Below are 16,225 nucleotides of genomic sequence, written 5' to 3'. Positions count from 1 at the left end.
GGGCCAGATTCGCTCAGGGAGCGAATCTGACGAGGTGATTAGGACAGCGGCAGCACACCGAGTGACGACTACTGCCGAGCGGTGACAGAGTGGGGGCGGGGCGAGTGACCATGGCGCCGAACAGTGAATCCGATAGACGGATGAACGAGTTCGACCGGGGTCGTCTCATCGATCTCGTCCGCCGCTTCATCGCCGAGGGGATCGAGCTCGACACAGCTTTGGATCAGGTTGTGCGGGCTGCACGTCTGGACACGCGCGGAGCTCGAGTCTTGCATTCAGCCGTGACTGCTACGGCGAACGGATATGCCGAAGCAGGGCAGGGCTGCACGCAAAGTGAATCCGACGACGCGAGCGGTGGCATCGATGAGCTTCCCCACGACTTCAGGCACCCAGAGGAGGAGGAAGAGGAAGATGAGGTCCCGGACCTCGAGTCCCTCCGGGGGACGGTCCGTGTCGAAGACCTGGAAGCGGCTCGGCACGCCGCTCGCGACCTGCTCACGGCCGATCGTTGGCGAGCGCACCCTGAAAAGTACATACTGAGCGCCGAGGAAGAAGTGGGGCTCTGCCTCTTGTTCCGAGGGGATGCGAATCCCTCGGATCCGTTGCCCGATGACTATGTGAAGCGACTTTCGCGGGACAGCGAGGAGTACAGATCATTTGCCGCGATGGTCCTGCACAACCAAAAGCTCGTTCATAAAGCCCTGAGCAGCTTGGGGCGGTTTAGAGATAACCCTATGTACGAGGATCTTGCGCAGCATGGCGCAATAGGCCTGATGCGCGCCGTGGAGAAGTTCGACATATCCCTCGGATGCAAATTTTCAACCTATGCCAACTGGTGGATTCGCCAGAGAATAACTCGCGCTGTTGCCGACGAAGAGGCGCCCATCAGGATTCCGGTTCATGTATGGAGTGCTGTTGAAAAGTTACGGAAAGTCGAGCGAAATTTTTTCGAACAGGGCCGGACTCCAAATCTAGATGATTTTTCCCTGGCTTGCGAGATCAGCACCACAAAGATTCAACAACTCCTGCACTTGAGTCGCCAGCGGGATATTCTGTCTCTCGACATGCCAGTCGGCAATAATATCGCCCTCGGGGAACTTGTCGCCGACGAGTCCCTGACTGCCCCCTCTCCTGAGCAGGCACTCTGGCAGACATTTACTCGCCAGGCGCTCTTCCAACTCTTCGACGCATGCAAGTTCCAGGAGAGGGAACGGAATATTCTTTTACTGCGATTCGGATTCATCAATGACACAGAATGGACGTTGGATGATATCGGAAAAGAATTCGGCGTCACACGCGAACGCATTCGACAGATCGAGAAGAGTGCCCTGGAGGGCTTGAGGATTAAGCTTGGATTGGCACCTGGGGATCCCGCCCCGAAACGACGTCGCGCGAAGGCTGCTCGAAAACTTTCCCGAGACTACAACAAACAAGCCCGAATAAATAGCAGGCCGGGCGGGTGGAAGAAATCAAAAGATGTCGAGCCGCGGCCACGCGACACCGTCGACATACCCGAGACAGAAAGTAGTTCTGACATCAGAGAGGGAACGGTGGTTCCAAAGGACATGGGCTTCGGTCGATGGTTGACCGAGCGGATGCAAGGAAATGGCATGGACGAACGCGACCTAGCGTACCGGTTGGGCGTGACACGGGCGCTAGTCGGCGCCTGGCTCGATAACCGTTCTGAGCCCCACCCGGACCTTTTGGTCAAGGTGAAGGAGATTTTTGGCCCTGCGGACGAAACCCGACAAGAGGCCGCAATCGGTTCGGAGTGCCAGGACGAACCCGCGATCGTGTGGTACCACCGACCTGGACATGACGACGGTGGTCGCGATTTCGGCAACGCAGCGGCTTTCGCCTTCGAGGCCGATTTGGAGGTTCTGGCTCGCGAAGCCACGCAGAACAGCCTGGACGAGCGCGACAAGCACAACGACCGACCGGTTCGAGTCCGTTACATCCTGAACGAGCTGACCGGTGAGGCTTTGGCTCGATTCCGCACGGCGATCCGCTGGAACGACCTTCGCCCGCATTACGAAGCGGCCGCAGCACAGGATCAGAAGGTCGGCCGCGTAATCAGCGCTGGACTGAAAGAGATGTATGAGCGAGATCGGTTGATACTTCTTCGCGTCGATGACTACAACGCAAACGGGCTGACGGGTGACGACTACGAAGACGGCCGATTCGCCGCCGTTGTGCGCCGCCAACTCGAAAGCCGTAAAGAGGATGCGGTGGCGGGCGGGTCGTACGGACTCGGAAAGGCCACTCTCTGGGCGACCAGCCGGCTGGGTCTCGTCCTCATCAATTCCACGCTCTCTGAGCCACACGAGGGACAAACCCAGCGACGTCTGATCGGACGACTCGATCTGCCGTGGCGGGAAGTTGACGGCAGGAGATTCGCAGGTCCCGCTTGGTTGGGTCGGCCGGATACTGCAGCGGAGAACGCTGAGGTCGCCCGTTCGTGGTGGGCAGACGAAGAAATCGTGGAGAAACTGCATCTCACCCGCGAAGACGATGATCCCGGTACATCTTTCTTGATTGTCGGAGCACACGACGTGGCCAGCCTTGCTGAGGTTGACCACGATCGAGATGGCGATATGACTGACGATGAGGACAGCCTGGAGCGTATGCATCAGAGGTTGGTTCGTGCTCTTGGACGCAACTTCTGGGCCGCGATGACAGCGGGAGGCAACCGCCCACCGTTGTTGGAGGCATCCGTACGGACACTGCGCAATGGCGTCGAGTACCTCGAAGAGGAGCGGGTCGAACCACAGATTCATCAACCCGCCCGCACACGTGCGCTCCAGGCCTTCCTGAACGGCACCACGGTGGACCGTCTCATTGAGGCGGGCCAAGTAGCGCTCACAACCGTGCCGTTGAATGTGCCCGATCGGGATCGCCGTACCGGAACGGCCGGTGAGCACCGGGCGGTGCTCCTCGTCACCGAAGCTACGGACGACGACGGCAAAATCAATCAGGTTACCGCGATGCGGGCCAATCGCATGACCGTCAAAACCAGCTGGGTGCCTGGCCTTCCAGTTGGAACTAACCCCTTCCAGGCTGTTCTCCTCGCAGGCATGGCGGCTGGTGAGAACGCGCCGTTCGCAGCCGAAGCAGAGGAGTTTTTACGTTCGGCCGAGCCACCAGAGCACAACAAGTGGGGCCAGACCGAGGAGTTGAGGATGCGCTACTCCCCATCGGCCCATCGGCGGATCGCAGCCTTGACGGCGGCGACCAACAGGGCCGTGCACGAGCTCGTGGCGATTCCCAAGGAGAAGAAGCCCGGTGGCACGACCAAAGTGAGCAAGCGACTCAAGATCTCAGACAAGCGAAGTGCCAAGTCCAAAGGAGCGCCGACGCCTCCAAGGCTGGACAGTCTGGAGGCCGTCGTCGACTCCTCCGGCGCGTGGCAGATCACCGCAGAGATCAAGTTGCCGCCCGGAGAAAACTCCTGGCGCATGTGCCCCATCGCCAAGCTCGAGGTTCGCTCCGGTCCGCGTCCAGTGGTGAAATGGGCCAGCCTCATCGCTGTCAGCAACTGCGACCTGACCGACGGAGTACTCCAGTTCACGCCGGGCGCCCGCCGCGCCGTATTTCGGGGCACTACCGACGTTTCCGCGCATCCAGTGCGGGCCACGTTGACCGGTCTCGTCGTCGAACTCCAGGAGAGCCATGGAGGTGCTGCGTGAGGGCATATCCTTACCCGCGACTGACCGGGGCGGTGACGATGCGGGTTACGGCCGTACGACTCCGCGGACCTGGTGAAAGCAGCGAACAGCTGGACTCAAAGGGATACTCGGTTGTCGAGCAGGTCGTAGCACTCGGTAGGGCCGAACGCGAAAACTGGCAAACTGCAAGACTTTCCCTGACTGCGAACGTGCCCATCCGTGAGATCGAGACGAAGGGCCACTGGTCCGACATCGTGGTTGTCGCCGTTTTGACGGAGGGAGCCACAAACGCACGTACAGTTGCCCGCTTGGAGCCTGGTTCGGTGGCCGGCAGGGAATGGACCGGAAATATCGATCTCAACCGAGACGACTATCTGGACCGTGCGTCTCTGGCGGTCCACATGGTGGCCACGGTCGGGGGTACAGAGGGTCGGGTCATAGCTTCCACCGACGAGGATTGGATAATCGATATGACGGCCGACGCGCCACTCCGAGACCGTCAACTCGAGGTGAGCACAGTCAGTTTCGCTCGTAGCGCCGAGCGACTGGGGAGTTTTCGTGACATGCCCTGGATTGTCGACACCGCGGGCCGGATGCCCGCCGTCCGCCTGAACTCGGATTTCGAGGGCCTCACTGCACTCGTAGACGGCCGGGGCTCGAAGGCAGAGAGCGTCATGGGCGAGATGCTGCTAGCCCATATTTGTGCAGACGTGTGGACTGCTGTATTCCATACCGCTATAGGCGATCTGGAGATCGAGGACGATGGAACCCCGCTCTTCCCACCTGACTGGCGAGGAGCGGTACTCAGAGAAATGCTACCGGATATTGTGCCGGGGCGATCGCCCGAGGACGCTCTGCGAGAGGTACACATCCGACGCACCGGTGAGGGAAGCTGGACGGATTTGCAACCGCGTATCCAGTATGCAGCCGCACGTCGTGCCGATGTCCCTAAGGTATTGGCCGACGCGATCCGTGACATCGAGCGACTCAATCAGGAGACCCACGCATGACATCCCGTCCTGAGTACCTACCGGAACGGCTTGCTTTGATCTCCGATTCGCAGGCCGCCGAGTACATCTCGACAGGGTTGCTCGAGGGCCGCGAGGATGTTCCTTCCATCGCGCTGAACAAGATTGCCAACACGCTGCCGGGCAACGAAGCACGCTGGGGCGTGCACCGCGTACGAGATCTAATCGATGACACCATGGCGAGATTCCGGGACCAGCGCACCACGGCAGCGGATGCGTGGCTGGCACCCCGTCTTCATCAGACCCTTCGACTGACTCGTCGAGAAGCGGCCGAGAAAGGGCTTTGGACGTACCTGGCCCTCGGTGTGGCGCCGGATTACGTCGTGTGGCGGCATCTGCCTGAGCCCAAAGCAGATTCGCCACGCACTCGCGTAGCCCGCGACAGATTCGTCGGTGCGCACTACAAGCAGGTGTTCGCCCGGCTCTGGTGGGCAGCCGAACTCTTCCGCGACGGCTCGGACTACCAACCCGTTGTGGTGGCCTGTGGGAATCAAGACATGCTCAACTCTGCACTTCGACTCGATGTCATCGACCACCGCCCTACCGCTCTAGCTCTCGTCAGGCTGATGGAACGCGGGACTGTGCGCACCGGTCGAGAAGTAAACGCCCTGACGACCGCGATCAACGCGGCGGCCGCGACCTTGATGTACGACGTGATCGCTCCGGATGTGGAGCGGGACGGTGAGCCGTTGCGCGACTGGATTGCAGGTGCCGAATCATCGCTTCCATATCCCAGGAATAGCCTGCCCGAAGGCCCGGAAGAAGATCCGGCCCCGAAAGAGGCTGTCGAGAGACTAGTCCGACACTTCGAGGAGCTGTTCATAGATGCACAGGTCAGAGGGCGGAAGTCCGATCGGAGCGAGTGACCTTGTGTGACTTGGGAGGACATTTGCCCTGGTCACCACAGCCGAGTTGACGCAGCTCATCCGAGGTTGACCTTGACGCGGTCGGCCATGTAATTGCGGCCGCCAATTCGTCTTCCGAAGGGGCGTATCCGCGTACTGCCGCGCTGAGTACATGCATGCCCAGCCGCGGAGGCACAGCATTGCCGACCTGCTGGGCCTGGTCCTTTCCGGACCAGGGAAAATTGTGCGGGAAGGTCTGGAGAACTCCGGCCTCTGGAATGGTGAAACGGTCGGACCGGCCTGCCTCATAGTCCGCGATGCTCTTGTAAATCTTGTTTCGAGAGACCTTTCCGGTGACCGTGAATGCGGGCTCGGAGGACAGGCGCCTGCCTCGATTCTTCGGGTCCCCTCCGGAGCCGTAGTTCGAGACGACGAAGAAGTTCAACTGGTCTGTTGTGCGAAGTCGAGACACATCCACGGGAGAGTCTTGCAGTTGGCCCGCGGCATCAAGGGCGTCTGCCATGGGAACACAGGGCTGCATGGTTCCGGGTATCGCAGAGTCGGTCAGCAGCGTATCCGTTTGGGCAGAGATACGTTTGCCCCGACGCACGTCGAATGCCAGGTGGGTCGTCTTGATCGGTTCGATGGCTCCACGCCCCGGGCGGCGCGCGACGAGTAGGGCGCGCGTCCGGGTCTGCGGCACCCCGAATTGCTCTGTCTTCAACTCCCAGCATTCGGCTTCGTACTTGACGCCTTGCAGCCTTCCTTCGCCACCGCGCAGAATTTCCGCATAAACCTCCCAGAGAGGCAGAACCGCAGGTACCTGCTCAAGGACGATCACCTCGTACGGATCGCGGCCCTCTGTTTCAATCGCTTTGAGGAGCCAACGAAGTGGTTCCAGGACCAGGGCTGTGCGTGAGTCGTCGAGGGCGCGTAGATCCTCATCGATCTTGGCTTCGTCCTCCCCGCTCACGAGACGGTGGATGAACTGCTCTACCAGGTCCAGCGCCCGCCGTCCCGCACCGTTCCCCGCAACGGAGTAAGACTGGCAGGGAGGCCCCCCAGCAAGTACGTCAACCGATTTCGGGATCTCATCGAAGCGGGTCTCGCGCATGACGCTCACATCGGCATGAATAGTCGGCAGGCCTGCCGCATAACGCGTTTCGCACGCATTCTGATCCAATTCTATCCCAATGCTTTTGAAACCCAGAAAGTGCGCCGCCGCGTCGAGTCCACCAGGGCCGGCGAAGAGGTCTAGAATGCGCACTCCGTCGAGGTGACGGGCCAGTGCTTCCGGGTTGTTCATGGGGTTGAAGTGTAGCCGGCGACAGGGGTTCCGGGCTTCGCCAATGCGCTTCGGATGGCCAGCCCAAGTGCGTTGCTCACCGGCGGTGGGGAGGCGTGCCCGATCTGTCGATAGCGGGCCGTCTTCTTTCCGACGAACTTCCACTCGGACGGGAAACCCTGCAGGAGCGCGGCCTGGTCCGTCGTGATCCTCACCATCCCTTGCCGTCCCGTCTCCGGTGCCCAGACGAAGTCCGGGCGGGGCACATCGTCAGCGACGGTGCCTCCGTCGACACCCATGCGGGCCCACGCCTTCCTCGTTCCTGTCGGTCCGAGGTCTGCACCACCCCGTCTGTCTGACCCGCCCACTAGGGTTGGGGCCACGCTGACCGCCTGGGCTGCCCAACGATCGACGTCCTGCCAACCACCCATGGCCATGGACTGACGCAAAGCTTGTCCGACGGACTGATGTTCGCGCACTTTTCGCTCCGGTGGGCGGAATGCATCGAAGTAGGGCTCTTTGAGCGCGACGAGCACCCCTTGCTTACGGTCCTGCGGTACCCCGTAGTGGGCTGCGTTCAAAACGAACCAGCGGAAGCGGTAGCCGAGGTGATCGAGCTCCTTGCGAATGAAGTCACGTATTGGCTCGTAGCTCGGCGCACTCGCCAGCTCCGGCACGTTCTCTATGAGCAGCGCCCTCGGCTGGACAGCGTGGGCAAGATACACCGTTGCCTCCAGCAAACGCAGCTCCTCCTCCGTTTCGGTCCGGGCGACAGTCGCGCTGGATTTGACGCGGGGCAGCCCGGCCGACAGGAGATCGACGTCGTATACCTCCTGGTGCAGCGCAGGGGCAAAGTCCAGCAAATCCGTCTCTATTACCTGCCAAGCTGGACGATTCAATCGCAACGTGCCGCAGGCCACGGCTTTCTTGTCCAAAAGCAGTACGGGTTCGAAGCCAGCTTGCTCGAGTCCCAACGCCAACCCACCCGCTCCCGCGCACACATCGACGAATCGTAGTTCGGTCATCGGACCCCCTTCGTGGGATGCTCGCATTCTCCCACTCGACAGCCGCAGCCACCTGGCGCATGACGAGTTCCGGTAAGTCGTGTTCCCAATCATCTAGTGAGAGAACATAATTCGGAGGCACATGCTATAGGGCGATTCACTCGCGCCTCATATAGGAAGTAGCCGACTGATTACTTCCGTCAGCTGGCGCACGTTGCGGCATTCGTGCATGGTGACGTGCTCCGCGTAGGTCAACGCGGCGGAGTCGCCGGTGGACCAAGACCGGGCGGGTTCGGGGTTGAGCCAGTGGGCGTGTTTGGCTCGATCGGTCATCGATTGCAGGGCGGGGAGGTTGGGGTCGGTGCGGTTGGTGCGGGCGTCGCCGAGGATGAGGAGGGAGGTGCGGGGGCCGAGGGCATCGAGGTGGGTGTCGGCGAAGGTGCGGAGGGCTTCGCCGTAGTTGCTGCTGCCGAAGCGAGAGACGTTGGCCTCGCGGATGATTCGGGCGGAGAGGCCGGGTTGGGGTGGTTCGCCGGGGGTGAAGAAGCCGGTGATCTCGTCGCAGGTATCGATGAAACCGAAGCTGCGGACCTTGCTGAATTGGTCCTGCAGCGCCTGGACGAGTTGGAGGGTGAATTCGGCGAAGCCGGTGACGGAGCCGGAGAGGTCGGCGAGGACGACGAGGTCGGGGCGGCCGTGTTTGCGGGCGCGCAGTACCGGGTCGACGGGGACGCCGCCGGTGGCCATGGAGCGGCGCAGGGTGCGGCGCATGTCGATCTGGCCGCGGACCGCCTTGCGGCGGCGGGCGGCGAGGCGGGTGGCGAGTTTGCGGGCCAGCGGGTTGACGAGGCGGCGCATCTCGGCGAGGTCCTGTTCGCGGGCGCCGAGAAAATCTATTCGGTCCGTTGCCATTTCGACGCCGCGCCGGGCGATGTAGTCGGTGCCGCGCAGGTCGGCCGAGCGGAGACGGGCCTGGGTTTGGACGGCGGTGCGGAAGGAGCGCAGCCTGCGTTGGGCCTCGATGGTTTGGACGGCGGAGTCGAGTTCGCCCGCGCCGCCCATACTCGCGACGATACGATCCAGAAGTTCTTCCGGGCGAAGGGCTTTCATGGTCTGGTACGAGGACCAGCCCGCGCCGGACGCGGTGGTGACCGGGCGGGACGATTGGCCCGCCCCACCCGCACCTCCGTAACCGCCCAGTTCGGTGAGGGATTGGCTGGCGAGTTCGGCGAGCGCGGCCTGGTCGTCGGCGGCCAGCGCGGCGGCGAGACGTTCGCGCAGCGTCTCGACGGACTCGGGAACCGTTGCGAGAGTAGGCCGTTCGGCGGTCAAGAAATAGAGGTCGAAGAGCTGGTCGAAGACGGCGCGTTGGCCGTTGCGGCGCAGCAGGCAGGCGGCGAGACCGGAGCGCAGGCGTTCGCGGTTCTCGACGCCGAGGGCGACGATCGCGGATGCGGCGTCGACGGTTTCGCTGGGGCCCGCGTGGATTCCGTGCTCGCCCAGGAGGCCGACGAAATCGACGAGACGGTCGGTGAGCGTTTCGCTCGACCCGGAAGGCAAGTCACGGCCGCCATACCCGTTCATCGCCGGTCGCTCTCCGCATCCGACAACGCCAGCCGCTCGACCGCGATCCGATGGTCCGCTTGGTATTTCAGCAACACACCCAGCGTCGAGCGCACCACACCGTTGGTCAGATTCCGCGCCCCCAGCGCCACGAGGGTCTTCGCCCAATCGACGGTCTCGGCGATCGACGGCGCCTTGCGCAGCGGCAGTTCGCGCAGCGCGCCGACCACCCGCACCACCGGCTCGCCGAGCGCCTCGTCCAGCTCGGGCACCTTCATCCGGACGATCGCGCGCTCGAGCTCGGCCGTCGGGTAGTCGATGTGCAGGTACAGGCAGCGCCGCTTCAGCGCCTCGGACAGGTCCCGGTTGGCGTTGGAGGTGACGATGACGAACGGCTTGCGGGTCGCGGTGACAGTGCCGAGTTCGGGGATGCTGACCTGGAAGTCGCCGAGCACCTCGAGCAGCAGACCCTCCAGCTCGACGTCGGCCTTGTCGAGTTCGTCGATGAGCAGCACGGTGGGGTCGGGGTTGCGGATGGCGGCCAGCAGCGGGCGGTCGAGCAGGAACTCCTCGGTGAAGACGTGATCGCGGGTCCGGTTCCAGTCCGCGCTGTCGGCGGCGGTGATGCGCAGCAGTTGCTTGGCGTGGTTCCACTCGTAGAGGGCGCGCGCCTCGTCGATGCCCTCGTAGCACTGCAGGCGGATCAGCTCCGCCTCGGTCGCCGCGGCGACGGCCTTGGCCAGCTCGGTCTTCCCGACGCCCGCCGGACCCTCGATCAGCAGCGGCTTGCCGAGGTGCCCGGCGAGGAACACGGCCGTCGCGATATCCAGCGACGGCAGGTAGCCCGCGTCGGTCAATCGCCGGCTCACCGCATCGACCGACTCAAAGAACTTACTCATCGGTAGCAAGTTTACGTGGTGACCCTGAGCCGGTCGGCACCCGTGTGCGGGAGCCGCAGTAACCACTCGACGTGATGGATCAGCTGATCAACGAGCCGCGATGAGCGAATCGAGACCGGCTTCTAGATCTCGATCTCGATGGAATCCGCGTTCGGTGATCAGACGCGCGGCTCCGAGAGGCTGCGCAACGCCAGCGACAGCGCGGCGTAGCCGTCGCGGACATCCCGCAACGGCGGCAGCGGCACAGTGATCGGTACCAGCGAATCGAGGCCTCGAGCAGCTCGCACCGATCGAAGTCGAGGTCAAGCCAGTGGCGGCATGGCTACTCGACGACGTGCAACGCATCCGAAGCGGCCTGCGAGCCGACCAGCGCGCAGTGGCGAACAGCGAAACCACGGCGAAGCCTCAGCAAAATGAACTTGCCCCGCTGGCGCAGGACCGTAACGCCACATCACAGAAGCCACTGCAGCGAAGCGAACAGTTGCGCGGCCCAGTGGCCAGGGCGATGGTCCGATCGACGCACTACCGCAACCTGAGTTGCGACCGAACCACTACCGTGAAGCCTGGCGATGGTGTCAGCACCGTCACGAGTGGGCCCACATCTGCGTCGCTGCCGTGAAGTGATCGGCCAGCGCTGTCCTCCATGGACCGGACTTGACCTTCGTTCCTCGAAGATCCCAGTAGAGCGGATACTCCGCGAGTTCGGGTGAGACGACAACCCGCATGGTTTTCGGATCGATAGCGAGCAGGCCGGTGTCGAAGAGTCCGTGAAGGTCGGTGCGCAGCATCAATCCCTCGTCGGGGTCGTGGGTTTCATGCTTCGAGAAGGCCCGCAGGTGGGCTGCGTGCAGCGCACTTGCAGGTGCGGGTCCGGTGATGGCGCAGACCAAGCCGTCTCGTCGGATCAGCGCGCGGCGGAACATACCTTGGTTTTTGCGGACGGTCACCATGAATCGGCGTCGACCACCGGCTATCGACTTCTCAGGCACGGTGTCATCGGGCGCCTCGTCGGAAAGTTCAGGGTCGACGGCTACTTCGTTGAGCAGGTCTGCGAGTTTGACCGGGTCGACTCGGCGGATCGAGCTCTGCCGGTCTGAGACCATCAGCACCGACTTGAGCGCTTCAACTGATACCGGCTCATCCAGGGCGCGCCACTCGGTCCCGAAGATCGCAGTGTAGACAGTGCGCGTTTCGTGCGTGATGAACGGGTCGTCGAACTCGTGACGACACTTCTTGCACAGGTATACCCGCTCCCTCGTTGTGCGACGTGAGGGTCCGGATTTATGGCACCTCGGACACAGCATGACTCGGACTTCGACATCGGGCTCGATCTTGAGGTCTTCGATTCGGGAGGTGCCGTGGACTCGGTCGCGATCGTGGACCACCACGATGTCGCCGCGAGCGACGTTCTGAGAGTTGCCGACCTTGTTGCTGTAGACGTACTGGGAACCGTCGACATCGGGATAGCCGTCGTTGCTGTGCCAATCACGGTTGTCGCCCACCGATTTGAACGCCCACGCCAGCATCGCCTTCTCCTCTGCACCTGTATTCACGGCCGGTCGCATAGACTCGACCAGACAGGCTACGACCTCCCACCGACATCAACCTGCATCAGCGACGTTCACACGGCCCGGCGGCGCGACGTGTCCACCCCACGGTACTGCTCCTTCGCAAGCTCGGTGGACAGTTCGGCGTCGGTTTTGCGTCGGCTGATCGTGGTGGGGTCGTAGCGGTATTCGTCCACCGCGTAGAGGACGCCGACGCCCAGGAGTGCCATGTGGGTGGGTGGGGTCGGTGGTGCCGTAGTCGATCCTCCCGCGATCGGCTCCGGCATCAACAGCAGTGTGGCCCAGTCGATTATGTGATCGTCGTCCCAGGAGTCGAACAAGCTGCGTCGGCGGCCACCCAGTGCCCGAGGATGAAGCGGCGGTATTACAGCCCCCAGTACTCCCGCTTGTACTGATGGTTCCGCTTGGCCAGACAGCACGGGGTTGTCATCGAGCTTGAAATGCCATGTCCGCCAGTCCGGCAGCGACGGCTCGCCCTCGGCGTCGAGTTTGCCGATGCGGTCGATGAATTCGCATTCGAGCCAGTGCACCAGGATGTCGGGGTTCGTGGAGCGAACAGGCGTGCGTCGTCGAGAGAATGCGGCCTCAGTCGGCCATTGTCGTGTTCGACCGAGCCGTCATGACGTAGCCGCCTTCGAAGGTGCCGCACCAAGGATTCCGCCGTATTGTCGTCCGCATCGCGACGGCGATGTCGCGCGTGAACCGAGGAGTCGGGCGCGCGGAAACCCGAAGCCGCCGACGAGTGCCCAGCGGTAGCCGAACTTGTCGATATCAGTTGCCGCGCGACGCAGTGCCGCCTCGAGCGGATTCACGCGAAGCGGGTGGACGAGTGACCAAGCGCGTCACCAAGGGGGGCACCCGGGCGGGACAGGAGCCACGGGTGAACCTTCTTCTCGAGTTCGCTCTCCGAAGCGTCCGGAAAGGTGCGTCGCATGCGCGCGCGGTATATCTCGAGGCCGAATTGGGACATCTCCAACGCACGACGCAGGCGCTGAGCTGGCGTTCCGTCGGTCATTGATCCAATCTATCGGTTTGTCCGCGCCCCGGTGGACCTCGGACGCGCGGCGCCGTTTCACGCCCCCGGCGCGGCGGCCTGCACCCGTCCGCTCTCGATCGCCGCGAGCAACGCCCTGTGGTCGTCGAGGGTCTGGTCCGCGTAGGCGAGGGCGAAATCCGCCATCGCGCGGTCGAAGGCGTCGCCGGTGCCGAGGTAGGCGGCGATGGCGACGCGGTCGCCGGAGCGGGCGTGGGCGCGGGCCAGAGTTTGCCCGCACAGCCTGGCGTAGTCGGTCAGCACCGGGCGGGACATGTTCTCGATCACCGCGGAGCCCTTCATGTCTCGCAGCTGGCGCCAGTAGTAGTGGCGCCCCTCGGGGCCGGTGGCCCAGCCGAGGAAGATGTCGCTGGCTGCTTGCGTGAGTCGTTGGCCGTGCACGACCCGGTGGCCTTGGTGCCGGAACCGGCTCGGCGCGAGATGCGGGCTCAGCACGGACTCTTCGGCCTCCTTGACCTGAAGGAACAGCGGGCCGGCTGTGTCGCGGTCGGCGAGCAGGACGATGAAGCATCGAGTCCCGACACTGCCGACGCCCACCACCTTTCGTGCGACGTCGACGAACCGGTGCCGGTCCAGCAGCACCCGGCGCTCCTCCGGCAGGCTGCGGCGATAGTCGGCGAACACCGCGGAGACGGCGTCCCCCTCCGCCTCCCGCAGCGGCGTCACCAGCGGCGGATGGTGCCTGATGCGCGGGATGCCGTCGGCGTCGGGCTCGGTGAGCTTGGCCAGCGCCTGCAAGCTGGTGCGGGCCCTGGCGGCATCGAGGGTTCGTTCGACCCTCTTGCGCCGCTTGGGTTTGCGAATCAACGCCGCGACTTCGTCGGCGTCGATCCGCTCGTACCAGACCGTCATCCCGTCGAGCCGGGCCAACCTGCGCATCGACTCGCGATAACCGCGGGCCGCGGCGAGTACGGCCTGCTCGACGTCGGTGTCGGGGCGGCCGTTCTCACGCGCTGCGACCGCGACGCTGGCGGCCAGGCGTTTCACATCCCACTCGAACGGACCCGGCAGTGTTTCGTCGAAATCGTTGAGATCGAACACCAGCGCGCGTTCCGGTGACGCGAACAGGCCGAAGTTCGACAGGTGCGCGTCGCCGCACAGCTGCACGGTCAGCTCGGTGCTCTCCGACGCGGCGAGGTCGGCGGCCATGATGGCGGGAGCGCCGCGCAGAAACGGGAACGGCCCCGCGGCCATTCGCGCGTAGCGGATGGGAACCAGCTCGGGGACGCGGGTGGCGGCCTGGCGTTCCAGGATGGTAACCGGATCGATGCGGTCGGCCGGAGCCCGCCAGACGCCGAGCGCGGAGCGCGAGACCCGTTTGCGCGCCGCGCGGCCGAGCGAGGCGGCGGTCGACTCGGGGGCAGCGGCGGGCGAGGTCGTCATTTGCCCAGTGTGATGGGCCACGAAGGGGGTGGCAAGGTTCTCCGGACCCGGCGGCGCGTCCGGAGACCGAACCAGGGACCGACCTCACGCGGTCCCGGTTGCTCGAAATTCGCCCTTGGCGACAGAGGGCTTCGACGGTCGCACGGCCATGGAACGCCGGGCACGCCGCTGCCCGGCAACGATGGATGAGGTTGCGCCCCAACGCCCGCGCCCTTCCAATCGCCGGGGCGCGGCATCGAAGCCGACCGCCCGACGCGGAACTGTCGCGGCACGTCCGGGCGCGACCCCAGCCGCACCCTCAGGGTATTCCCCTATCGGCGTAGTACTTCAGACTGAAACTTTTCTGGAATGCCGCTCGCCCAGTGACCTTTCGGCTCGAGTGGGGCAGAGTGAAGGCGTGCGGTCGCCGGAACGGCGGTATGTCCAGGGGGTCGCGTCCCGCGACGACGACGGCACGTCATATCCCGACCCGTTCGCCCAGCTCAGTCGGACGGATCTCCGCGAGGGGATGGCGAACGAGCGGTTCGCCGCAGAGTGAAAGGATTCACGTTGTCCACCACACGCAAGTCCGCGACCGGACGCATGCTGGCCCGAGTGGCCGTCGCAGGCGCGGCCGCCGCAATACCGTTGGCCGCCTTGGCCGTACCCGCGTCGGCCGAGCCGGGAACCCCCACCATCACCGAGGTCCGCCACCATCACCCGAAGGATTGCCACGGGAACTGGGGCTGGGACTTCTGGGACAACGACTGGAACCGTTGGAACCAGTGGGATCGCTGCGACGGCTGGAACAACAACGGCTGGCACGGCAACGGTCACTGGGGCTGGCCGCGCGGCTGGTTCGGCAGCAGCTAGTAGCGAAAACAGAACGGCCCGGCACCAACCAGGTGCCGGGCCGTTGTGTACTACAACGCTTTACGCGGTCTCGGTGATCGGCCGGTCGACCCAGCTCATCAGGCCGCGCAGCTTGGCGCCGGTGACCTCGATCGGGTGCTCGGCGTTCTTCTTGCGCAGACCCTCGAGCTCCTTGTTACCGCCCTCGACGTTCGCGACGAGGCGCTTGACGAAGGTGCCGTCCTGGATGTCCTTCAGGATCGCCTTCATCCGCTCCTTGGTGTCGGCGTCGATGACCCGCGGACCCGACAGGTAGCCACCGAACTCGGCGGTGTCGGACACCGAGTAGTTCATCCGCGCGATGCCGCCCTCGTACATCAGGTCGACGATCAGCTTCAGCTCGTGCAGCACCTCGAAGTAGGCCATCTCCGGCGCGTAACCGGCCTCGACCATGACCTCGAAACCGGTCTTCACCAGTTCCTCGGTGCCACCGCACAGCACGGCCTGCTCACCGAACAGGTCGGTCTCGGTCTCTTCCTTGAAGGTGGTCTTGATGACGCCCGCGCGGGTGCCGCCGATGCCCTTGGCGTAGGACAGCGCCAGCGCCTGGCCCTCGCCCTTCGGGTCCTGGTCGATGGCGATCAGCGCGGGAACGCCCTTGCCGTCGACGAACTGGCGGCGCACCAGGTGGCCGGGGCCCTTCGGCGCGACCATGCCGATGGTGACGTTCGCCGGGGGCTTGATCAGGCCGAAGTGGATGTTCAGGCCGTGGCCGAAGAACAGCGCGTCGCCGTCCTTCAGGTTCGGCTCGATGTCGTTGGTGAAGATGGACGCCTGCGCGGTGTCGGGCGCCAGCACCATGATCACGTCGGCCCACTCCGAAACCTCGGCGGGGGTGCCGACGGTCAGGCCGGCCTCTTCGGCCTTGGCGCGCGACTTCGAACCCTCAGCGAGACCGACGCGGACGTCCACGCCGGAGTCGCGCAGGCTCAGCGAGTGCGCGTGGCCCTGGCTGCCGTAGCCGATGACAGCGACCTTGCGGCCCTGGATGATCGACAGGTCGGCGTCGTCGTCGTAGAACATCTCGACTGCCACTTTGG

The 16,225-nt window shown here is 64.0% G+C and carries 14 protein-coding genes; 4 read left to right on the top strand and 10 right to left on the bottom strand.

Features of this window, described 5'->3' with window-relative positions:
- The first annotated feature begins 140 nt into the window (after positions 1-140).
- From CRP45_RS25700 to CRP45_RS25690, 3 genes are read left to right on the top strand one after another with little or no spacing between them, the layout of a single operon-like run.
- Positions 141-3,686, top strand: coding sequence for a sigma-70 family RNA polymerase sigma factor (locus tag CRP45_RS25700; protein WP_179831017.1), 3,546 nt, complete (start codon positions 141-143; stop codon positions 3,684-3,686).
- On the top strand, positions 3,683-4,675 hold the full coding sequence (locus CRP45_RS25695) for a hypothetical protein (RefSeq protein WP_179831016.1): 993 nt from the start codon (positions 3,683-3,685) through the stop codon (positions 4,673-4,675). Before CRP45_RS25700 ends, CRP45_RS25695 begins: the two co-directional genes overlap by 4 nt.
- Positions 4,672-5,559 carry a DUF6339 family protein gene (locus tag CRP45_RS25690; RefSeq protein WP_097247369.1) on the top strand — a complete coding sequence of 296 codons (888 nt, stop codon included), beginning with the start codon at positions 4,672-4,674 and terminating at the stop codon, positions 5,557-5,559. The genes CRP45_RS25695 and CRP45_RS25690 overlap by 4 nt, the downstream gene beginning before the upstream one ends.
- Here the strand turns inward: CRP45_RS25690 and CRP45_RS25685 are convergent.
- From CRP45_RS25685 to CRP45_RS25655, 9 genes are all read right to left on the bottom strand, one after another.
- Positions 5,528-6,844, bottom strand: coding sequence for a DNA cytosine methyltransferase (locus CRP45_RS25685; RefSeq protein ID WP_097247368.1), 1,317 nt, complete (start codon positions 6,842-6,844; stop codon positions 5,528-5,530). The two genes, CRP45_RS25690 and CRP45_RS25685, sit on opposite strands and share 32 nt — an antisense overlap.
- Positions 6,841-7,848 (bottom strand): DNA cytosine methyltransferase, encoded by a 1,008-nt coding sequence (locus CRP45_RS25680; protein WP_097247367.1) that lies wholly within the window; start codon positions 7,846-7,848, stop codon positions 6,841-6,843. Before CRP45_RS25680 ends, CRP45_RS25685 begins: the two co-directional genes overlap by 4 nt.
- A gap of 147 nt (positions 7,849-7,995) precedes the next feature.
- Entirely contained in the window at positions 7,996-9,411 is a 1,416-nt protein-coding gene (locus CRP45_RS25675; protein WP_097247366.1) for a vWA domain-containing protein, read from the bottom strand.
- The gene (locus tag CRP45_RS25670) at positions 9,408-10,289 is read right to left on the bottom strand and encodes an AAA family ATPase (protein ID WP_097247365.1); all 882 of its coding nucleotides are present in this window, start codon (positions 10,287-10,289) and stop codon (positions 9,408-9,410) included. Before CRP45_RS25670 ends, CRP45_RS25675 begins: the two co-directional genes overlap by 4 nt.
- Positions 10,290-10,447: 158 nt before the next feature.
- Positions 10,448-10,576: a hypothetical protein gene (locus tag CRP45_RS35005; RefSeq protein WP_281256219.1), complete on the bottom strand. Its 129-nt coding sequence runs from the start codon at positions 10,574-10,576 to the stop codon at positions 10,448-10,450.
- Between the two features lie 297 nt (positions 10,577-10,873).
- Positions 10,874-11,815 (bottom strand): HNH endonuclease, encoded by a 942-nt coding sequence (locus tag CRP45_RS25665; protein WP_179831015.1) that lies wholly within the window; start codon positions 11,813-11,815, stop codon positions 10,874-10,876.
- A gap of 95 nt (positions 11,816-11,910) precedes the next feature.
- Complete coding sequence (locus CRP45_RS25660; protein WP_097247363.1) at positions 11,911-12,387, bottom strand: hypothetical protein; 477 nt, start codon at positions 12,385-12,387, stop codon at positions 11,911-11,913.
- Positions 12,388-12,665: 278 nt separating this feature from the next.
- The gene (locus CRP45_RS35345) at positions 12,666-12,872 is read right to left on the bottom strand and encodes a hypothetical protein (protein ID WP_425436966.1); all 207 of its coding nucleotides are present in this window, start codon (positions 12,870-12,872) and stop codon (positions 12,666-12,668) included.
- Between the two features lie 57 nt (positions 12,873-12,929).
- The gene (locus CRP45_RS25655) at positions 12,930-14,294 is read right to left on the bottom strand and encodes a DUF2252 domain-containing protein (RefSeq protein ID WP_097247362.1); all 1,365 of its coding nucleotides are present in this window, start codon (positions 14,292-14,294) and stop codon (positions 12,930-12,932) included.
- Between the two features lie 549 nt (positions 14,295-14,843).
- On the opposite strand from CRP45_RS25655, the gene CRP45_RS25650 reads away from it, so the two are divergent.
- A complete protein-coding gene (locus CRP45_RS25650) occupies positions 14,844-15,146 on the top strand; it encodes a hypothetical protein (protein ID WP_143861542.1) in 303 nt (100 codons plus the stop codon).
- A gap of 60 nt (positions 15,147-15,206) precedes the next feature.
- Here CRP45_RS25650 and ilvC read toward each other — a convergent pair whose 3' ends face one another.
- On the bottom strand, positions 15,207-16,208 hold the full coding sequence (gene ilvC, locus CRP45_RS25645; protein ID WP_174554791.1) for a ketol-acid reductoisomerase: 1,002 nt from the start codon (positions 16,206-16,208) through the stop codon (positions 15,207-15,209).
- Positions 16,209-16,225: the final 17 nt, after the last annotated feature.

This window comes from Nocardia amikacinitolerans, assembly GCF_900215415.1.
GTDB lineage: Bacteria > Actinomycetota > Actinomycetes > Mycobacteriales > Mycobacteriaceae > Nocardia > Nocardia amikacinitolerans.
The sequence above is the reverse complement of the archived record's forward strand: the minus strand, read 5'-3'. Positions and strand labels throughout refer to the sequence as shown.